General features: G+C 72.1%; 16 protein-coding genes. 7 read left to right on the plus strand and 9 right to left on the minus strand.

Going from position 1 to position 19,031, the window contains the following annotated elements; all coding sequences use genetic code 11:
• Window positions 1-83: 83 nt before the first annotated feature.
• Window positions 84-725, minus strand: coding sequence for an NAD(P)-dependent oxidoreductase (locus tag ACFRMN_RS08300; protein ID WP_383015130.1), 642 nt, complete (start codon window positions 723-725; stop codon window positions 84-86).
• Window positions 726-799: 74 nt separating this feature from the next.
• On the opposite strand from ACFRMN_RS08300, the gene ACFRMN_RS08305 reads away from it, so the two are divergent.
• On the plus strand, window positions 800-1,672 hold the full coding sequence (locus ACFRMN_RS08305; protein ID WP_383015133.1) for an AraC family transcriptional regulator: 873 nt from the start codon (window positions 800-802) through the stop codon (window positions 1,670-1,672).
• Between the two features lie 49 nt (window positions 1,673-1,721).
• Here ACFRMN_RS08305 and ACFRMN_RS08310 read toward each other — a convergent pair whose 3' ends face one another.
• The gene (locus tag ACFRMN_RS08310; protein WP_383015136.1) at window positions 1,722-3,563 is read right to left on the minus strand and encodes a dihydroxyacetone kinase family protein; all 1,842 of its coding nucleotides are present in this window, start codon (window positions 3,561-3,563) and stop codon (window positions 1,722-1,724) included.
• A gap of 248 nt (window positions 3,564-3,811) precedes the next feature.
• On the opposite strand from ACFRMN_RS08310, the gene ACFRMN_RS08315 reads away from it, so the two are divergent.
• On the plus strand, window positions 3,812-4,546 hold the full coding sequence (locus tag ACFRMN_RS08315) for a GntR family transcriptional regulator (protein WP_383015139.1): 735 nt from the start codon (window positions 3,812-3,814) through the stop codon (window positions 4,544-4,546).
• Between the two features lie 96 nt (window positions 4,547-4,642).
• Here ACFRMN_RS08315 and ACFRMN_RS08320 read toward each other — a convergent pair whose 3' ends face one another.
• Window positions 4,643-5,878, minus strand: coding sequence for a lactonase family protein (locus ACFRMN_RS08320; RefSeq protein WP_383015142.1), 1,236 nt, complete (start codon window positions 5,876-5,878; stop codon window positions 4,643-4,645).
• Window positions 5,879-5,965: 87 nt separating this feature from the next.
• Here ACFRMN_RS08320 and ACFRMN_RS08325 point away from each other — a divergent pair, with 87 nt between their 5' ends.
• The gene (locus tag ACFRMN_RS08325) at window positions 5,966-7,240 is read left to right on the plus strand and encodes a VWA domain-containing protein (RefSeq protein ID WP_383015145.1); all 1,275 of its coding nucleotides are present in this window, start codon (window positions 5,966-5,968) and stop codon (window positions 7,238-7,240) included.
• Window positions 7,240-8,118, plus strand: a complete 879-nt coding sequence (locus tag ACFRMN_RS08330) for a hypothetical protein (RefSeq protein ID WP_383015148.1) — start codon at window positions 7,240-7,242, stop codon at window positions 8,116-8,118. The genes ACFRMN_RS08325 and ACFRMN_RS08330 overlap by 1 nt, the downstream gene beginning before the upstream one ends.
• A gap of 88 nt (window positions 8,119-8,206) precedes the next feature.
• On the opposite strand, the gene ACFRMN_RS08335 is transcribed toward ACFRMN_RS08330, so the two are convergent.
• The 4 genes from ACFRMN_RS08335 to ACFRMN_RS08350 all read right to left on the minus strand — a co-directional run bounded on the left by ACFRMN_RS08335 (window position 8,207) and on the right by ACFRMN_RS08350 (window position 11,839).
• Window positions 8,207-8,719, minus strand: a complete 513-nt coding sequence (locus ACFRMN_RS08335) for an FBP domain-containing protein (protein ID WP_383015151.1) — start codon at window positions 8,717-8,719, stop codon at window positions 8,207-8,209.
• A 294-nt stretch (window positions 8,720-9,013) separates the two neighbouring features.
• A complete protein-coding gene (lysA, locus tag ACFRMN_RS08340; RefSeq protein ID WP_383015154.1) occupies window positions 9,014-10,345 on the minus strand; it encodes a diaminopimelate decarboxylase in 1,332 nt (443 codons plus the stop codon).
• Complete coding sequence (locus ACFRMN_RS08345; protein WP_383015157.1) at window positions 10,342-10,743, minus strand: SAV_915 family protein; 402 nt, start codon at window positions 10,741-10,743, stop codon at window positions 10,342-10,344. The genes lysA and ACFRMN_RS08345 overlap by 4 nt, the downstream gene beginning before the upstream one ends.
• Window positions 10,744-10,984: 241 nt before the next feature.
• Window positions 10,985-11,839, minus strand: a complete 855-nt coding sequence (locus ACFRMN_RS08350) for a response regulator transcription factor (RefSeq protein WP_383015159.1) — start codon at window positions 11,837-11,839, stop codon at window positions 10,985-10,987.
• Window positions 11,840-11,945: 106 nt separating this feature from the next.
• On the opposite strand from ACFRMN_RS08350, the gene ACFRMN_RS08355 reads away from it, so the two are divergent.
• Both ACFRMN_RS08355 and ACFRMN_RS08360 read left to right on the plus strand, forming a co-directional pair.
• Window positions 11,946-13,685, plus strand: a complete 1,740-nt coding sequence (locus ACFRMN_RS08355) for an AMP-binding protein (RefSeq protein ID WP_383015162.1) — start codon at window positions 11,946-11,948, stop codon at window positions 13,683-13,685.
• The gene (locus ACFRMN_RS08360) at window positions 13,682-15,319 is read left to right on the plus strand and encodes an AMP-binding protein (protein WP_383015165.1); all 1,638 of its coding nucleotides are present in this window, start codon (window positions 13,682-13,684) and stop codon (window positions 15,317-15,319) included. Before ACFRMN_RS08355 ends, ACFRMN_RS08360 begins: the two co-directional genes overlap by 4 nt.
• Window positions 15,320-15,386: 67 nt before the next feature.
• Here the strand turns inward: ACFRMN_RS08360 and ACFRMN_RS08365 are convergent, their stop codons facing one another.
• Both ACFRMN_RS08365 and ACFRMN_RS08370 read right to left on the minus strand, forming a co-directional pair.
• Window positions 15,387-15,893: a GNAT family N-acetyltransferase gene (locus tag ACFRMN_RS08365; protein WP_383015168.1), complete on the minus strand. Its 507-nt coding sequence runs from the start codon at window positions 15,891-15,893 to the stop codon at window positions 15,387-15,389.
• 44 nt (window positions 15,894-15,937) lie between these two features.
• The gene (locus ACFRMN_RS08370) at window positions 15,938-16,762 is read right to left on the minus strand and encodes a hypothetical protein (protein ID WP_383015171.1); all 825 of its coding nucleotides are present in this window, start codon (window positions 16,760-16,762) and stop codon (window positions 15,938-15,940) included.
• Between the two features lie 235 nt (window positions 16,763-16,997).
• Between ACFRMN_RS08370 and gcl the strand changes: the two genes are divergently transcribed.
• The gene (gene gcl, locus ACFRMN_RS08375; protein ID WP_383015174.1) at window positions 16,998-18,776 is read left to right on the plus strand and encodes a glyoxylate carboligase; all 1,779 of its coding nucleotides are present in this window, start codon (window positions 16,998-17,000) and stop codon (window positions 18,774-18,776) included.
• The last annotated feature ends 255 nt before the right edge of the window (window positions 18,777-19,031 follow it).

Genomic DNA, 19,031 nt, shown 5'->3' on the forward strand with positions numbered 1-19,031 from the left:
ACCACCGGGGGCGGGGCCGTGGTGCCGCGGTGCCGCTACGCCGCCGCGCCTCGCCGCGGTGGACAGGGCCTGGGCGACCGCGCTCAGTAGCCGGCCGTGAACCGGGTGTTCAGGAACCTCGGGTGCTCGATCTCGTCGACCACGGCCACGGCCATGTCCTCGTAGCTCAGCCTCGACTCGCCATCGGCCCCGGTGACCGGCTGGTCCAGCCCGGTACGGTAGGTGCCGGTCCGGTCACCCACCGCGTAGTGCACCGGCGGCGGTGAGACATACGTCCAGGTCACCCCCGTGCTGTTCCGGTAGAAGTCCAGCGCCTCGGCCTGTCCGGAGGCCATGTCCAGGTACTCCGCGGGGAAGGACGGCAGGTCCAGAATCCGGGTCCCGTCCGGGGTGGTCAGTGTCGCCCCACCGCCCAGGTGGATGATCCGGGGCGCCGGATCGGGCAGCGCCGCGACGACACCGACCATCGTCCGAGCCACCGTGCGGTAGATCTCCCGGCCCGGTGCGCTCACGGCGGTCACCAGCGCGTCGGCGTCCTTGGCCAACGGGGCGACCGACTCCGCCGAGGTGGCGTCTCCCGCCACCACGGCCACTCCTTCGGCAAGGGCCGGAGCGGTCTCCGTGCGGCGCACCACGGCGGTCACCTCGTGACCGCGGCGAGCGGCCTCGGCCACGATCCGCCGTCCGAGCTGCCCGGCCGCGCCGAACACAACTACCCTGCTCATGACAGTCTCCCTTCTGCCTCATCGATTCTTCGATCGATGCTTCGATCTTCTAAAATGGGAGACTGCCCGGAAAGGTGACGAGCGGACTCGACATGGTCGCGATCGGACGTGATGGCCTGCGGCACGTCGGGTTCAAGGCGCCGGACGGACCGGGTCTCGAACTCGAAGTGCTCGACCGCGGTGAACTCGGCCGTCGCGCCGTGAACACGCTCGGCGAACCGCACCGCACGGGGTTTCACCGGCTCATGCTGGTCGACGCCGGGCAGACCTGGCACGAGGTGGATTTCGTCGAGTACCGGCTCGGCCCCGGGACAGTGCTGTGGGTACGACCCGGTCAGGTGCAGCGGTTCGGTCCCCCGGTGGACGGGGAGCTGGTGCTCTTCACCGACGAGGTACCCGCCTCACCCTCGACCGAGCTGGCGCGGCTGCTGGGGGACATCCACCGGAGCCCCGTCTGGCGCCCCGACGCCGAGGCGTACGTCGGCATCCGGGAGATGGCCCGTCAGCTGCGCCTGGAGGCCGACTGCCACACCGCGTCCGGCGACGAGGCCCGGCGGCACCTGCTCAGCGTGATGCTGCTGCGCATCGGCCGCACGGATACGGCCGGCCCGGCCCTGGGCGACCCCGACAGCATCGCCGCCCGGTTCGCCGCCGAAGTGGAACGCGACTTCGCCCGAACCCACCGGGTGGCCGACTACGCCGGCCGGCTCGGCTACAGCGTGCGCACACTGACCCGGGCGAGCACCGCCGCCACCGGCCTCTCCGCGCGCGAAGTGCTGGACGCCCGGATCACACTCGAAGCCAAACGGCTGCTCGCCTACACCGACCTGGCAGCCGCGACGGTGGGTCGTCGGCTCGGCTTCAGCGAGGCCACCAACTTCGGCAAGTTCTTCCTGCGTCGCACGGGACTCACCCCGGCCTCGTTCCGCCGCACCCTCATCCGCTGAGCCCCACCGCCCGGTCGGGCGCGCGCCCTCGTGGCGGTGCTGCGCGGCATCAGCGTTTCTCCTTGGGGGCGTTAGGGGCGTTAGGGGCGTTGGGGGCGCTGGAGGAGCCGGGGGTGAGGGCGGCGACGATCAGAGCGAACGAGATGGCCCCCGGGTCGGGTGAGCCGAGACCCCGGACGCCGTGGGTACGGGCCCGGCCCAGGCGCGCGGCGATCGCGGCGGTCGCCTCGGCGGCCTCGCCCGCGGCGCGCGCGGCCTGTGCCCACGCGGCGGCGAACCCGGCCGTGGGCAGGGCCGCCTCCAGCCGGTCGGCGAACGGCACGGCGGCGTCCACCAGCGTCTTGTCGCCGGGTCTCGCTCCGCCGATCCGCAGCACCGCGTCCACGGCGGCCCGTACGGCACGGGTCAGCCGGGCGCCGTCCCGTTCGGCCATACCCACATCGCGTCCGGCCCTACCGATGCCGTGTCCGGCACTGCCGCCGCCGGATCCGGCCGTCACGCCGTCGTGGTCTCCGAGCACCGCGCCGAACGACGTCAGCGCCGCGCCCCACAGCGCGCCGGAGGTGCCGCCGGCCCGCTCCGACCAGGCCGCGCCGGCGTGCGCGAGCACCGTACCGGCGCCGGCGCCGAGGGCCACCGCCTCCCGCGCGGCAGCCGCCGCGGCCTCCGCTCCGCGCCGCATTCCGATGCCGTGGTCGCCGTCGCCCGCCACGGCGTCGAGGTCCCCGAGCCGCGCCTCGTGGGCCACCACGGTGTCGCGCACCGTCAGCAGGGCCTCGGCCAGCCGCGCCCCCAGGGCTCGCGAACCAGGACCGCCCGGTACGACCGGAGGCACCCGGTGCACGGTGGTCAGATCGTCGGTACGCGGCGGCCGGGGCATGAGGGCACCACGGCGGAAGGCGGCGGTGGCGGCCGGAGCCGTCCACAGCGCTTCCAGTTCGTCGTCGAGGAAGGTCAGGGTGAGGGAGAGGCCGGCCATCCCGAGGCTGGTGATCTGCTCGCCGACCACCGGCGCGACGACGGTCAGGCCCTCGGCGGCCAGCCGCTCGGCCACCCGGCGGTGGACGACGTACAGCTCCTCGTACTTGGTCGCGCCCAGGCCGTTGAGCAGCGGCGCCACCCGGTCGGATCCGCCCACACCGGCGGATGCCACCGCCCGCTCCGCCAGGATCGTGTCCACCAGGAGGTCGGCGGCCCGGTCGGCGGTGGGCAGGGGGAGTTCCGCGATCCCGGGTTCGCCGTGGATACCGAGGCCGACGCTCATCCGCCCGGCGGGGACGGTGAACAGCGGCCGGTCCGCGCCCGGCAGGGTGCAGCCGCCGAAGGCGAGGCCGAGCGAGCGGGTGGCGGCGTTGGCCCTGCGGCCGGCGCGTACGGCCGCGTCGATACCGAGACCGGCCTCGGCCGCTCCACCGAGGATCTTCAGTACGGAGAAATCGCCCGCGATGCCCCGGCGCGGCGCGGTGTCGTCGGGGGGTCCCGACGCGATGTCGTCGGTGACCGCGAGGGTCCTGACGTCCATGCCCTCCGCGCTGAGCTGTTCGGCCGCCTGCCCGAAGTGCAGGTTGTCCCCGGCGTAGTTGCCGAAGCCGAGGATCACACCGCCGCCGTTGTCGGCGGCGCGCGCCACCGAGCAGATCTGCGAGGCGGAGGGGGAGGCGAAGACATGTCCGCAGGCCGCGCCGTGCGCGAAGCCGGGGCCGACCCAGCCGGCGAACGCGGGGTAGTGGCCGGTACCGCCGCCGATGACGAGGGCCACCTGGCCCGGCGGGGTGGCCGAGGCGCGGACGACGCCGCCGTGCACCGTACGGATGTCCTCGGCGTGGGCGGCGGCGAACCCGGCCAGGGCCTCGTCGGCGAAGGCGCGCGGGTCGTTCGTCAGCACGGTCACGGCCTGCCCCCCTCGGGCCGGTGGCCGACGCCCCCGCTTTCGGCGGTCAAGAACCGGATCTTCGGGAACCGGAGGACGGCGGCGCCGATGGGCCGGTCCTGTGCGGTGTGGGACATCGTCGTCTCCGGGTCTGTCAGTGGTGGCCGGACCGGGAAGTGGATCATAGACCCTATAGGATCTATTCAATTGGAGGCGCTCCGACGACCTGACCGGCCGGCCGGAATGACCCGTCTAGGATGGCGAGCGAGATGAACGGGAACGAGAGCAGCGCACTGGCCGCCCCGGCCGTCGGCCGTAAGCCGGTAGTGCCTCGCCGCGCTCTCCGCGACGGTGTGTACGACGCGATTCTGGAGAGGCTGCTCGACGGCTCGACCCCGCCGGGGAGTTCGCTCGGTATCGACTCCCTCGCCCGGGAGCTGGAGGTGTCGCCGACCCCGGTGCGCGAGGCGCTTGTCCAGCTCGAACACACCGGACTGATCTCGCGGGTGGCGCTGAAGGGCTATCGCGTCGCCCCGCCGCTGTCACCGGAACAGCTCGCGGAGCTGTTCGACATGCGTACGATCCTGGAGACCGCGGCCGTGGAGCGCGCGGCCTCCCGGGCCGACGACCTGGTGCCCGAGTTGCGGGCCGCGCACGCCCGGCATGTGCTCCGCGCCCATCGCGTACGGAAGTCGCGGGGTGCCCACGGCGGGCCGGCGGACTTCTCCGATCTGCGCGAGTGTTTCGCGGCGGACTGGGAATTCCACCTCACGATCATCCGGGCCTCCGGCAACCGCTTCCTCCTCAGGACCGCCGAGTCCCTGAGCGCCCAGGTGCACCGGCTGCGGCAGACCGCCGACCACGGCACGACGGATATCGAGCGGGCCGTGGACGAACACGCCGCGATCCTGGCCGCGTTCGAGTCCGGCGACCCCCAGCGCCCGCTTGTCGCCATGCGCGGGCATCTGGCCGCGGTGGCCCGGCGCGTGTCGCATATCCCATAGGATCTCCGATCTCCGATGTCTTCCAGGCATGGCGCGGCAGCGGGACGTCGGCCCCATGGCGAGCGGGCGAGCCCCTGACAGAAGCGGGCGAGCGCTCTAAAGCGGAAGCGCGCAGACAGCCACCGGTGAGCTGAACGGCGGGCCCGCCGAGCGCAGTTCGCCGCTGCCGGGGTCCACATGGAAGACCGTCACGGAGTTCGATCGCTGATTCGCGGCGAACAGCAGGTCCCCGGCGGGGGAGAGAGCGAGGTGCCGGGGGTAGTCGCCGCCGACCGGCACGGTGTCGAGCAGCCGCAGCCGCGCGCCCGACGCCTCGATGGCGTACCGGGTCAGACTGTTGTGACCGCGGTTGGCGAGATACGCGAAGGCTCCGTCGCCGGTGACCACCAGCTGGGCCGGGAAGTTGCCGCCCGCCTGCCCCGCGCCGGTGGACTGCGGCTCGCCGGGGGTGAGTTCACCGGTCGTGGGGTCGTACGCGCAGACGACGACGGTGTTGTCCAGCTCGTTGGCCAGATAGGCGAACGCGCCCGACGGATGGAAGGTGAGATGGCGCGGGCCCGCGCCGGGGCGCAGGAGCGCGTACGAGACCTGGGTCAGCGTCCCGGCGGAGGTGTCGAGACGGTACGTATAGACGGTGTCATTGCCCAGGTCGACGGCGAGCACATGACCGCCGTCCGGTGCGGTGAGGATCTGGTGGGCGTGCGGCCCCCGCTGTCCGGGGCCCGGCGGCGGAGCGGAGTGGGTGACCAGGTCCGTACGTTCGCCCAGCGCGCCCGAGGCCCCGATGGGGTGTACGGCGACACTCCCCGAGGTGTAGTTGGCGCTCAGCAGCCAGCGTCCGCCGGGGTGTACCGACAGATGGGTGGGCCCGGCGCCGCCCGTGGCGCGCGTACCGAGCACGGTCGGGCTCCCGCCCCCGGCCCCGGGCAGGGCGATCGCCGTGACACCGCCGTCCTGCCGCTCATTGACGGTGTAGAGCGTGGTGCCGTCCGGATGTATGGCGAGATACGAGGGGTCCCCGACGCCGGTGACCGTACCGGCGCCCGAGATCGTGCCCGTCACCGTGTCGTACGTCGCCAGGCCGACGCCGGTGCCGCCGCCTTCGACGGAGGTGTACGTCCCGAGGAACAGCGGCCGGGCGGCGGCGCGGGGGCGGGCGGACGCGGGGCCGGGGGCGGACGCGGGAGCGGCGAACGGAGCGGGCGCCGCGGCGACGACCGAGGCGGCGGCGAGCACTCCCGCGCCCAGGAAGCGGCGGCGATTCGGATGGTGGCGGTCCGGTCCACCGGCGGACCCGGTGATGGGCTCGGACGGTTCGGCGTTCCCGTGCATGACGTCACCTCGGGGGGTCGGCTATGAAGCTGACGGGTCATCAGTTTCCGTTTGATGCCATGGGGCCGATCTCACTATCATCCGGCGATGATCATAAGTAAATGGCCGGCAGCCGCCGTGTGCGGTCTGGTGGCCACCCTGGCCGTAGGGCTCTTCCCTCCCGCCGCTGCCGCCGCCGACGAACCTACCGGGAAACCGGCCCCGAAGGTCGATCTGGTCCTCGATGTCAGCGGCTCGATGCGGACCCGCGACATCGACGGCCAGTCCCGGATGACGGCGGCGAAACAGGCGTTCAACGAAGTGCTCGACGCGGTTCCGCGGGAAGTGGAGCTGGGCATCCGCACCCTCGGCGCCAACTACCCCGGCAAGGACACCAAGGTCGGCTGCAAGGACACCAAGCAGCTCTACCCGGTGGGGCCGCTGGACCGCACCGAGGCGAAGACCGCGGTCGCCACACTCGCCCCCACCGGCTGGACCCCCATCGGCCCCGCGCTCCTCGGCGCGGCCGACGACCTGGAGGGCGAAGGCGACGCCACCCGCCGAATCGTCCTCATCACCGACGGCGAGGACACCTGCGCCCCGCTCGATCCCTGCGAGGTCGCGCGTGAGATCGCGGCCAAGGGAATCCATCTCACCATCGACACCCTGGGCCTCGTCCCCGACGACAAGACCCGCCGGCAGCTGACCTGTATCGCCGAGGCCACCGGCGGCACCTTCACCTCCGTCCAGCACACCGATGAACTCTCGCGCCGGGTCACGCAGTTGGTGGACCGCGCGGCCGACCCCGTGGTCACCCCGGTGGCCACCGAGGGCGCCGCGCGCTGCGCCGACGCCCCGCGGATCAAGCCCGGCCTCTACAGCGACCGCGAGAAGTTCTCCGAGCACCGCTGGTACCGCGTGGACGTGCTGCCCGGCCAGGAGCTGCGCGCCTCGGTCAGCGTCGGCGCCGACCGCGCCGTCAACCCGGACTACGGTGTGCTGCTGCGCGCCGTGACCGTACACGGCAGGGAGATCGTCCGAGGCTCGGAAGCGGGCGACGGACGCACGGACGTGATCTCGTCGGGGCTGCGCTATCCGAAGCCGCCGCTCGACGACGAGGACGATGTGAAGCCGGCCCCCGAGACGGTCTGTCTCCAGGTCAGCAACGCCTTCTCCGCGCCGGCCGCCGTCAAGACCACCCCCGGCCTGCCCGTCGAGCTGACCGTCGACCTGGTGGACTCGCCCGACGTGCCCTCCGACCTCGCCGCGTTCGGTCTCGGCCGCGGCTGGTGGCTGCTCGGCACCCTGGCCCTGACCGGACTGGTCGCCGGACTGCTCTGGGGCTGGCTCTCGCGCCTGCGTCTCGTATGGAGGAGCAACTGATGCGTATCACCGGTATGTTCACGGGTTCCCTGCTGGCCGGTGTGCTGCTTCTCGGTACGGCGGGCAGCGCTGTCGCCGACGAGACCCCGACACCCACCGGCAGCTCGTCCGACAGTTCCGGCAGTTCCGACAGCGCGGCGGCGCCGACCGAGGCGGGCACCTCGTTCCGTACGGCCACCGCGTTCCGGCCGGGCCAGCGGGCCACGGCGGACGGCTCCTCGGGCGACTACCTGTACTGGGTGTTCCCCGCGGACGCCGGGCAGCGCCCGACCGTCACCGCCAAGGTCACGCTCCCCGAGTCCGCCGCGGCCAGGAAGGGCGCGACCACCTGGCAGGTGGACGTCTACGACGGACTGCGCCGCCGCCAGCCGTGCGTGTACGGCGCCCGGACCAAGGCGCTCGCGGCCGACGCGCGCACGGTCGAGCTGCGCTGCACGCTGCGCACCGTACGGGCCTGGGCCGAGCCCTGGTCCAACGATCCGCTGCCGGGCAGCTACTACGTACGGCTGACGGTCCTGAACGCGCAGGAGGTGGACCTCGGGCTGCCGGTACGGGCGGAGATCGAGGCCGCCACGCCGGACAAGGGCGGGTCCTCCGCGGTCGGCGGTCGGCTGACCGTCCCGCTGACCCCGGGCCGTACCACCGTCGCGGCGGCCGACGACGGAGACGGCACCGCGACCGGCGGCGACAGTGGTCCGGGCGACGGGGCGCGGCCGGCCGCCTCCGGCGTCGAGCCCGAGGGCGGCTGGTCCTCCGGCCGGTGGACCGACCGCTGGATCTGGACCGTGGCCGGTGGTGTGCTCGGCACGCTCGCGGGCATCGCCGGCTACACCCTCGCGCGCCCGTCCCGCCGACCGGTGGGGCCGCGGGGCGTCTGAAGGACGAGACGCGCGTACGGCACGAGGGGACGGCGGTCCGGGGAGACCCCGGGCCGCCGTCCCCGTACCGGCACCACGGGCCGCGCCGTCAGAGCGCCGTCGTCGCGCCCTCGTACAGCTTGTCCAGGAAGCGGTCCAGATTCGTCCGGGCCCTGGTCAGCCGCTCCTCCAGGGTGAGGGACTCCTCAAGCCGTCGGCCGAGGGACTTCTTCTTGCCCCGGACGTAGAGGGGGCACGCCAGGTCCGCGCACATGTACATACCGACGGAATTGCCCTGCCGGCCCGCCACGCCGGCCTTGGGCGCGGTCATCAGATCTATCCCGGAGGCGGCGTGCGGGGTGACACAGATCGAGCAGATGCTCGACTTGAGGAAGTTCTTCTGCCCGGACGACGGACCGCGCAGGGTGATACCCGCCCAGGCGCCCGCACGCTCCGTCACGAGATAGCCGCGGTCGGGAGCGCCTGGATCCCGCCAGCCCAGAAAGTCGAGATCGGCCCAGGGCAGGTCGGACAGCTCCCGGGGGAGGTTCATTCTGCGGGCCTCGCCCTTGGAACAGTTGACGAACGATCCGCGGATCTCGTCCTCGGTGAGCGGCTTCATGGTCCGGAAGCTAACAAACCGGACGCTCGCGTGTCGCCGAGTTTTCCACCCGTACGGGTGATGCGTGCGGCGGATCGAGGACAGATCCTGTCCGCAACGCCCGCCGGTGCCGCATCAGGCGACGTGTGGCCTGCGCGAGGGCGCCGCCGGTGATTTTGGCGGCGCCCTCATTTCGCCGTTGTCGTCTTCGCTCGGCTCCGCTGTGAATCGTCCTGTTCGTGCAGCATGCCGCGGGAGCGGCCCAGGTCGAACCCCACGAGGAACATGACGGTGGGACGGTAGGAGCCCCTGGCGTCAGAGGCCGACATCCCGGGCGCGCAGATCCTCGAAGCTCTCCCGGCGCACCAGCAGCCGCGATCTCCCCCCGGAGACCGCCACCACCGGCGGGCGGCCCGTCATGTTGTAGCCCGACGCCATCGACACCTGGTACGCGCCGGCCGCGGGCACCGCCAGTACGTCCCCGGGCCTGATGTCCTCCGGCAGCTCCACCGAGTCCGCGAGCACGTCGCCCGCCTCGCAGTGCCTCCCGACGACTGTGGCCGTACGCATCGGCGCGTCGGACGCGCGTCCCACCCGGCGGACCGTATAGCGCGCCCCGTACAGCGCGGGCCGCGGGTTGTCGCTCATCCCGCCGTCGACGGCGACGAAGACCCGGCCCGCGGTGCGCTTCACCGACAGCACCCGGTAGAGGGCGATCCCGGCCGGGGCGATGACCGAGCGGCCCGGCTCCACCGTCAGGCGCGGGACCGGCAGTCCGTGCTCGGCGCAGGCGCTCGCCAGCGTGCGGGTGATCAGCGTGCCGTACTCGGCGGGTGTCGGCGCCGGATCGCCCGGCAGATACGCCACCGCGAAACCGCCGCCCAGATCCAGTTCGGGCAGCGTCACCCCGTACCGGTCACGGAGGGCCGCCAGGAACGCCACCAGCCGCCGTACCGCCTCGGCGTACGGGCCCGGTTCGGCGATCTGCGAGCCCAGATGGCAGTGCAGGCCCACGAGTTCGAGCCGGGACTGACCGAGGACGCGGGCGATCGTGTCCTCCGCGCTGCCGTCCGCGAGGGACAGCCCGAACTTCTGGCCGTCCGCTCCCGTACGGATCTTGGGGTGCGCGCCCGCCTCGATCCCGGGCAGTACGCGGACCATCACCTGCTGCGCGTCCGGCCCCTGGACCTGCGCGGCCAGCCGGGCCGTCTCGCAGGCCGAGTCGATGACGACGCGGCCGACACCGAGGCGCAGCGCGGTCCTCAGGTCCTGCGGCGACTTGGCGTTGCCGTGCAGCACGATCCGGTCGGGCGGGAAGCCGCGGGTGGCCGCCAGCTCCAGTTCGCCCGCCGAGCAGACATCGAGGCCAAGGCCCTCCTGCTCCATCCAGTCGACGACGGCGCGGCACAGGAACGCCTTGGCGGCGTAGACGATCTCGGCGTCGGGCAGCGCCTGTCGCCAGGCCCGCGCACGGGCCCGTACCTCGTCCTCGTCCAGGACATAGGTGGGGGTGCCGTAGCGCTCGGCCAGCTCCGTGAGACACACTCCGGCCACCGCGATATCACCGCCGGGGGCGAGGACGGCGGACGCGGGCCAGACCGTCGATGTGCGCAACTCACCGGCCAGCAGCAGAGGTTCGGTGGTCATGCGGCCATCGCCTCCGGCAGCTCCAGGGCGCGCCGGGCACAGGGCTCGGCCGGTGCGGGCCGCCCGCCGGTGGCGGGGGCGGTCAGCTGAGGGTCCACGGTCACGAGGGCCGCGCCCAGCGGTTCGGCGAGCGCGCGCAGCGCGGGCTCCGCGAGCCTGATCCACGCCTGTCCCTCACCGAGGACGGCGGTCAGCCGCGGGCCGCTGGTGAAGCCGATCGCGGTCCGCGCGCCGAGCGGCGTGCGCGCGAACCGCAGCTGGTGGCCACCGGCCGAGCCGAGCCGTACGGGTACGTACAGCGGCCGGGCCGTCCCGGGTTCGTCGGGGTCGGCGTCGGGGTCCGCGGCCGGGGCGGGGTCCGAACCGCCGTCCGCGTCCTCGGAAATGAGGCGCTCCATGGTGTCCTCCCAGAGGAGTCGATCGCTGTCTGAGCCGTCGGGGCCGTCCGTACGCTCCGACATCTGGAAGCTATGCCCCGGAGAGGGCGAGATGGCCGGGCCATAACGCGGCGTTGACCTGGCGAGACCGCATTTTGACGCGGTCCTGGCGCCGCGCCGGACAGAGACGGGCCCGCTCGGAGCCGCCCGCACCGGCTCGGCTCGGATGGGCACGGGTCCGCTCGGGCGGGCATGGGCCCGCTCAGGGCAGCAGGCCCGCCCGGCGCGCCGCCACCACCGCCTCCAGCCGGGTGTGCGTGCCCAGCTTGCGCATCGCCGAGCGCAGATACCCCTTCACCGTCTCCGGCCGCAGACCGAGCAGCGCTGCCGCCGCCGCGTTGGTCGACCCGGACGCGACGCAGGTCAGGATGTCCACCTCGCGCGGCGCCAGCGCGACCGGGGCCGGGCGCGGCGCGGTGCCCGCCGGTACGGACGCGCCCATCGGGAACGACGCGCCCGCCAGCCGCCCGCAGACGTCGAGCAGTTCCGCACGCAGCTCCGTGTCGACGACGCGCGGCGCCAGCGCCCGCAGATCACTGTGGGCCGCGCGGACCTCCTCCCAGGCCGCGGGGCCCGGCGTGGGCTCGCGGCTCACGCTGAGCAGCCGTCGTACCTCGTCCCGTACGAGCAGTGCCTGTTCCACGTCCCGCGCGGCGGCGACCGCCGCGTCGAAGGTGCGCTCGCCGATCGGCAGGGCGCTGCGCAGGGCTCCGTACAGCACCCCGCGCACCCTGCGCCGTACGACCACCGGCACCGCGAGTACCGAGCGCAGACCCTCCGCCGCCACCGCCGCGTCGTACTCATGGCTGATGTGCCGCGCCACCCGGTAGTCGGTCACCGCGCACGGCCGGGCCAGCGCGATGGACTTGCCGCCCAGGCCGGAGCCGGAGGAGATGGCCAGGCCGCGCAGTGCGCCCGTCGACGCGCCGTTCAGCTCGGCGATGTCCATCCGTCCCGCCTCGTGCAGCAGCCCGCCGAACGCCACCGGGAGCCCGGTCGTCCTGCGCAGCCGCAGCAGCGCGGCCCGCATCTCCACCGCCTCGACCGGTTCGGCCACGTCTCTTCCTTCCGTCGCCACCGCCCATTACCCCCATTCGGGGGTGGTGAGACCCACGTCACTGATTACACGATGTCAGAGAGCGGTCCGGCAATGAGGAGGACACATGACGGCAAGGAAGCCGACGGCGGCCGAGGCGGCCGATGGTCCGGCCGATCCGACCGAGCGGTTCCGGGCGGCCCGGGACTTCCTCCTGGCGCACCGGGAGGATTACGCGACGGCGTACGAGGGCTTCGACTGGCCGCGTCCCGAGCGCTTCAACTGGGCGCTGGACTGGTTCGACCGGATCGCCGAAGGAACGGACGGGCGGGGCAACGACCGTATCGCCCTGCATATCGTCGAGGAGGACGGCGGCCGCGTCCGCGTCACCTTCGCCGAGATGTCCGCCCGCTCCAACCGCGCCGCCAACTGGCTTCGTGAGCAGGGCGTACGGGCCGAGGACCGCGTCGTCGTCATGCTCGGCAACCAGGTCGAGCTGTGGGAGACCGCGCTCGCCGCGATGAAACTGCGGGCCGTCGTCATCCCCGCCACCCCGCTCCTCGGCCCCGCCGATCTGCGCGACCGTATCGACCGCGGCCGGGCCGCGCATGTGATCGTCCGCGCCGAGGACACCGGGAAGTTCGACACGGTCCCGGGCGGCTTCACCAGGATCGTGGTGGGCGCCGGCCCGGAAGGCGCCCCCGAGGGCTGGCTCCCGTACGAGGACGCCTACGACCGGTCCGCGGCCTTCGAGCCGGACGGCGCCACCCACGCGGACGATCCGCTGATGCTCTACTTCACCTCAGGCACGACCGCCCGCCCCAAGCTGGTCGAGCACACGCATGTCTCGTATCCGATCGGCCATCTCGCGACGATGTACTGGATCGGGCTCAAGCCGGGCGATGTCCATCTGAACATCGCCTCACCGGGCTGGGCCAAGCACGCCTGGTCCAATCTCTTCGCCCCCTGGAACGCCGAGGCGACCGTCTTCCTCCACAACTACACGCGCTTCGATCCCGCCAGGCTGATGGCGGAGATGGACGCGGCGGGCGTCACCAGCTTCTGCGCCCCGCCCACGGTCTGGCGGATGCTGATCCAGGCCGATCTGTCCCAGCTGCGCACACCGCCGCGCGAGGCCGTCGCGGCGGGCGAGCCGCTCAACCCTGAGGTCATCGAGACCGTCCGGCGCGCGTGGGGCGTGACGATCAGGGACGGCTTCGGCCAGACCGAGACGGCCGTGCAGGTCGCCAACTCGCCGGGCCAGCCGCTCAAGTCCGGGTCCATGGGACGGCCGACCCCCGGCTTCACGGTCGAACTGCTCGACCCGGTCACCGGAGCGCCCGGCGCGCGGGAGGGGGAGATCGCCCTCGATCTCTCCGCCCGTCCGGTCGGTCTGATGACGGGCTACCACGGCGACCCCGACCGTACGGCCGAGGCGATGGCCGGCGGCTACTACCGGACCGGTGATATCGGCGCGCGCGACGCCGACGGATACATCACCTATATCGGCCGCAGCGACGACGTGTTCAAGGCGAGTGACTACAAGATCTCGCCGTTCGAGCTGGAGAGCGCACTGCTGGAGCACGAGGCGGTCGCCGAGGCCGCGGTCGTCCCCGCGCCCGATCCGGTGCGGCTCGCCGTACCGAAGGCGTATGTCGTCCTCGCCGAGGGCTGGGAGCCGAGCGCCGACACGGCGAAGGTCATCTTCGCCCACTCCCGGGCGGTCCTCGCGCCGTACAAGCGCGTGCGCCGGCTGGAGTTCGCCGAACTGCCCAAGACCGTGTCCGGGAAGATCCGCCGGATCGAACTGCGGCAGCGTACGGCCGAGGGATCCGGCGCCGAGTACGACGAGGGGGACCTGCGATGACGACGGAGAGCGCCGCGACGGTGAACTCGTACACCCACGGCACCGGCACGACCCCGCTGCTGGACGACACGATCGGCGCCAACCTCGACCGGGCGATCGCCGCCTTCCCCGGCCGGGAGGCGCTGGTCGACGTACCTTCCGGGCGGCGCTGGACCTACGCGGAGTTCGGCGCGGCGGTCGGCGAACTGGCGCGGGCGCTGCTCGGACGCGGCGTGGCGAAGGGCGACCGGGTCGGGATCTGGGCGGTCAACTGCCCGGAGTGGCTGCTCGTGCAGTACGCCACCGCGCGGATCGGCGCGATCATGGTGAACATCAACCCGGCCTATCGCGCGCACGAGGTGGAGTTCGTGCTCCGCCAGTCCGGGATCTCCGTGCTCGTCGCCTCCCTCGCACACCGGACAAGCGACTACCGCGCCCTGGTCGAGGAGGTCCGCGCACGCTGCCCCGAACTGCGCTCCGCGCACTACATCGGTGACCCGAGCTGGCACGAACTCCTCGCCTCCGCAGGCGAGGTGACGGAAGATCAGCTCTTGGCGCGCGAGGCCACGCTGTCCTGCGACGACCCGATCAACATCCAGTACACCTCGGGTACCACCGGCTTCCCCAAGGGCGCCACCCTCTCCCACCACAACATCCTCAACAACGGCTATTCCGTGGGCGGGACGATCGGCTACACGGAGCACGACCGGGTCTGTCTGCCGGTGCCGTTCTACCACTGCTTCGGCATGGTCATGGGCAACCTCGCCGCCACCTCCCACGGCGCGTGCGTGGTCATCCCGGCACCGTCGTTCGAGGCGGGCTCCACACTGCGCGCGGTCGAACGGGAGCGCTGCACCTCGCTGTACGGCGTCCCGACGATGTTCATCGCGGAGCTCGACCTCCCCGACTTCGGCTCGTACGAACTCTCCTCGCTGCGCACCGGCATCATGGCGGGCTCGCCCTGCCCGGTGGAGGTGATGAAACGGGTCGTGGCCGAGATGAACATGGCCGAGGTCTCCATCTGTTACGGCATGACCGAGACCTCCCCGGTCTCCACCCAGACCCGGCGCGAGGACGATCTGGAACGCCGTACGGGCACGGTCGGCCGGGCCCTGCCGCATATCGAGGTCAAGGTGATCGACCCGGTGAGCGGGGTGACGCTGCCGCGCGGCACGGCGGGCGAGCTGTGCACCCGGGGCTACAGCGTGATGCTCGGCTACTGGAACGAGCCGGAGCGCACGGCCGAGGTCATCGACGCGGGCCGCTGGATGCACACCGGCGATCTGGCGGTGATACGGGAGGACGGCTACGCCCGGATCGTCGGCCGCATCAAGGACATGATCATCAGGGGCGGCGAGAATGTCTCGCCCCGGGAGATCGAGGAGTTCCTGTACGGCCACCCGAAGGTCGCGGACGTGCAGGTGGTCGGTGTCCCCGACGAGAAGTACGGGGAGGAGATCCTGGCCTGTGTGATCCCGCGCGACCCAGCTCTTCCGCCGACCCTGGAGGACATCGTGTCGTACTGCCGGGAACGGCTCGCGCACTACAAGATCCCGCGCCGGGTGGAGATCCTGGCCGAGTTCCCGATGACGGTGAGCGGGAAGGTGCGGAAGATCGAGCTGCGCGAGCGGTTCTCGGGACCTTCGGGGGGCTGAGGGGGGCATCGGGGGCTTTGGGGCCTTTGAGGGCCTGAGGGTCCCCTGCCGTTCCCGGGCGGGTGCGTCAGAGATCGCGCCGCATACAGACGCGGGGCCAGCGGTCCAGACCGTGTTCGGCTTCCGTACGGCGGATCTCCCGCAGCCCGTCGGTGAGTTCGTCCTCCCCGAGGGTACGGAAGCCGAGCCGCGCGTAGTACGGCGCGTTCCAGGGGACCTCGGCGAACGTCGTGAGGGTGAGTGCGGGCAGTCCCGCGCGTACGGCCCGCTCGGCGAGCTGACCGAGGAGCGCGCGGCCGACGCCCCGGCGGGCCGCGTCCGGGTGGACCGAGACCTGTTCGACGTGGGCCGCGTGGTCGACGGTGTCGTGGATCAGATACGCGACGGGCCGTCCGGTCCCGTCGTCCGTCACCCAGGCGTGGCCCGCCCGCCGGTAGCGCTCCAGCAGATCGAGGGCGGGCGGCACGTCATCGGCGATGGCGGCCATCCCCAGCGCGCGGAACGGCTCGCCCGCCGCCCGTTCGATGTCCTGGAGAAGGGGGAGGTCGGCGGGGGTGGCGGGACGGATGTGCATGAAAGTGATTATGGCGCGGGCCGTTCCCGCCACTCCTCCTGGTGTCACGCCCCGGACGAGACCAGTTCGTCCGCCGGGCCGTTGACGGGCTGGGGCGCGCCCGTGAGGTCGAGGACGAAGAGCGGGAGGCGGAGGGCGTCCGCGCGGGCGCGGGCGTCGTCCGCGTACCCCGCGAGGGAGAAGTAGACGCTCGTCGCCGACGCGTTCATGCCGTTGAGCCAGAGGCATTCGACGGAGCGGAGGGACGCCGGGCTGGTGGTCGGGTCGACCTGGGCGACCACATCGGGGCCGCGCAGACCGATGCCGGGCATTCTGAAACCGGGCGTCCTGATAGCGGGCGCCGACGGCTCCCCGGACTCGACGACGCTCTTGAACCCGAGCCAGCGCAGATAGAGCGCGGCCGTCGTCACCGCGTCATGTGCCGTACGGATCGTCACCGGGCGGAACCCGGGGCGTGGCGAGGCGGCGGTCCTGGGCAGCGGGATATGGGAGGGCGGCCCCGGTGCGGGCGACTCGGGTGCCTTGGCCGCCACCGGAGGCGGCCCCGGTGCGGGTGCGACCTGCTCCGGTGTGGCCGCCGCCGGCTCGGGTGGGACCGCCTCGGGTGTCACCGGCTCCACCGCGATCCGCAGCATCGCTCCGCACGGGCAGCCCAGCTCCGGCCTCGGCCACTGGTCCTCGCGCGCGCAGGCCGCACAGCGGACCGTCACCCACTCGTCCGCCCAGGCGCGCCGGGTGACCGCCTCCACGCGGGCGTCCGCGGACAGCGTCGGTGCCACCCGCGCCCCGCACACGCACGGATAGACCGACGCCGTCAACGTATGGCGGCTGCCGCACGACGGGCAGCACACCGAAACGCCCTCTCCCATCAACGCCCTCTCCCATCAACGCCCTCTCCCATCAACGCCCTCTCCCCTCACGACCTCCCCTTCATCGTCCTCGAAAGACGGGGCGGCCGGGAGGGTCTTCGTCCATCCCTTGACGTCGCACCGCGCGGACCTTAAATTGATTCCGTATAACAGAATTAAACTTCCGCATCACGGAATTAGTGCTCTCAGGTGGCGCGACAGAGCCCTGATCCGCCGGCCGAAGCAGGAGCACTTCATGCCTCGAATGACCGCCGCCCGAGCGGCAGTTGAGATCCTCAAGCGCGAAGGCGTCAGCAACGCGTTCGGCGTGCCGGGCGCCGCGATCAACCCCTTCTACGCGGCCCTCAAGGCGGCCGGCGGGGTTCATCACACGCTCGCCCGCCATGTCGAGGGCGCCTCGCACATGGCCGAGGGCTATACGCGTACCCACCCGGGCAACATCGGTGTCTGTGTCGGTACGTCCGGGCCCGCGGGCACGGACATGATCACCGGCCTGTACTCGGCGATCGGTGACTCCATCCCGATCCTCTGCATCACCGGCCAGGCGCCGACCGCGGTGATCCACAAGGAGGACTTCCAGGCCGTCGACATCGCCTCGATCGCGCGGCCGGTCACCAAGGCGGCGACCACCGTCCTGGAGGCCGCTCAGGTCCCCGGCGTCTTCCAGCAGGCGTTCCACCTCATGCGCTCGGGACGCCCCGGGCCGGTCCTCATCGACCTGCCGCTCGATGTCCAGCTCACCGAGATCGAGTTCGACCCGGAGACCTATGAGCCGCTGCCGGTCTACCGGCCGGTCGCCACGCGCGCCCAGGCCGAGAAGGCCGTCAGGATGCTGAACGCGTCCGAGCGCCCGCTGATCGTCGCCGGCGGCGGCATCATCAACGCCGACGCCTCCGAGCTGCTGGTCGAGTTCGCCGAACTCACCGGCACTCCGGTCGTGCCGACCCTGATGGGCTGGGGCGTCATCGCCGACGACCACGCCCTGAACGCCGGCATGGTGGGGCTCCAGACCTCGCACCGCTACGGCAACGCCACGTTCCTGGAGTCCGACTTCGTCCTCGGTATCGGCAACCGCTGGGCCAACCGCCACACCGGCAAGCTCGATGTCTACAGGCGCGGACGCACCTTCGTCCACGTCGACATCGAGCCCACCCAGATCGGCAAGATCTTCCCCCCGGACTACGGGATCGCCTCCGACGCGAAAGCCGCGCTCGCGCTCTTCGTCGAGGTGGCGAAGGAGCTGAAGGCCGCGGGCGAGCTGCCCGACCGCGCCACCTGGGCCGCCTCGGCGCGGGAGCGCAAGGCCACACTGCACCGGCGTACCCACTTCGACAACGTGCCGCTCAAGCCGCAACGCGTGTACGAGGAGATGAACCGCGCCTTCGGTCCCGAGACCCGGTACGTCACCACCATCGGCCTCTCCCAGATCGCCGGCGCGCAGATGCTGCACGTCTACAAGCCGCGCCACTGGATCAACTGCGGCCAGGCGGGCCCGCTCGGCTGGACCATCCCCGCCGCGCTGGGGGTGGCCACCGCCGACCCCGAGGCCACGGTCGTCGCGCTCTCCGGCGACTACGACTTCCAGTTCATGCTGGAAGAGCTGGCGGTCGGCGCGCAGCACCGTATCCCGTATGTGCATGTGCTGGTGAACAACGCGTATCTGGGCCTGATCCGCCAGGCACAGCGCAACTTCGACATCGACTTCCAGGTCAACCTGGAGTTCGAGAACCTCAACTCACCGGAGCTGGGCGTCTACGGCGTCGATCATGTGAAGGTCGCCGAGGGCCTGGGCTGCAAGGCGATCCGGGTCACCGAGCCCGACCAGTTGCTGCCGGCCTTCGAGCAGGCCAAGAAGCTGGCCGCGGAGTTCCGGGTACCCGTGATCGTCGAGGCGATCCTCGAACGCGTCACCAATATCGCGATGAGCGGGAGCGACATCGCGAGTGTGAACGAGTTCGAGGACCTTGCCACCGAGCCGTGGCACGCGCCCACGGAGATCCTGCCGCTGACCTGACCCCGACCCGGCGGCAGCGAGGGCCCCGCACCGGAGCGATCCGGCGCGGGGCCCTCTGCCGCGTCCGCCGCCCGCACGGGTCCGGGCACGCGAAAGAGCGTGGAGCACGGGAATTGTCCGTACTCCACGCTCTGCGCGCGGCGTTGGGGGTGAGGGGGTTGGGACCGCGGCGGCGGCGACGGGAGACACACGGCCCTTCCCTCGGGTCGGGAAGGACCGCCGTTCCCTTCACCACCGCACTGGCTCGCTCGCCGC

This window comes from Streptomyces sp. NPDC056835 (assembly GCF_042789485.1).
GTDB lineage: Bacteria > Actinomycetota > Actinomycetes > Streptomycetales > Streptomycetaceae > Streptomyces.

What these genes read in the sequence shown, in the direction of transcription:
- ACFRMN_RS08300 (WP_383015130.1), bottom strand. Translation starts at nt 725, where the DNA reads ATGAGCAGGGTAGTTGTGTTCGGCGCGGCCGGGCAGCTCGGACGGCGG.
- ACFRMN_RS08315 (WP_383015139.1), top strand. Translation starts at nt 3,812, where the DNA reads ATGAACGGGAACGAGAGCAGCGCACTGGCCGCCCCGGCCGTCGGCCGT.
- ACFRMN_RS08320 (WP_383015142.1), bottom strand. Translation starts at nt 5,878, where the DNA reads ATGCACGGGAACGCCGAACCGTCCGAGCCCATCACCGGGTCCGCCGGT.
- ACFRMN_RS08325 (WP_383015145.1), top strand. Translation starts at nt 5,966, where the DNA reads ATGATCATAAGTAAATGGCCGGCAGCCGCCGTGTGCGGTCTGGTGGCC.
- ACFRMN_RS08330 (WP_383015148.1), top strand. Translation starts at nt 7,240, where the DNA reads ATGCGTATCACCGGTATGTTCACGGGTTCCCTGCTGGCCGGTGTGCTG.
- ACFRMN_RS08335 (WP_383015151.1), bottom strand. Translation starts at nt 8,719, where the DNA reads ATGAAGCCGCTCACCGAGGACGAGATCCGCGGATCGTTCGTCAACTGT.
- lysA (WP_383015154.1), bottom strand. Translation starts at nt 10,345, where the DNA reads ATGACCACCGAACCTCTGCTGCTGGCCGGTGAGTTGCGCACATCGACG.
- ACFRMN_RS08345 (WP_383015157.1), bottom strand. Translation starts at nt 10,743, where the DNA reads ATGGAGCGCCTCATTTCCGAGGACGCGGACGGCGGTTCGGACCCCGCC.
- ACFRMN_RS08355 (WP_383015162.1), top strand. Translation starts at nt 11,946, where the DNA reads ATGACGGCAAGGAAGCCGACGGCGGCCGAGGCGGCCGATGGTCCGGCC.
- ACFRMN_RS08360 (WP_383015165.1), top strand. Translation starts at nt 13,682, where the DNA reads ATGACGACGGAGAGCGCCGCGACGGTGAACTCGTACACCCACGGCACC.
- ACFRMN_RS08365 (WP_383015168.1), bottom strand. Translation starts at nt 15,893, where the DNA reads ATGCACATCCGTCCCGCCACCCCCGCCGACCTCCCCCTTCTCCAGGAC.
- ACFRMN_RS08370 (WP_383015171.1), bottom strand. Translation starts at nt 16,762, where the DNA reads ATGGGAGAGGGCGTTTCGGTGTGCTGCCCGTCGTGCGGCAGCCGCCAT.
- gcl (WP_383015174.1), top strand. Translation starts at nt 16,998, where the DNA reads ATGCCTCGAATGACCGCCGCCCGAGCGGCAGTTGAGATCCTCAAGCGC.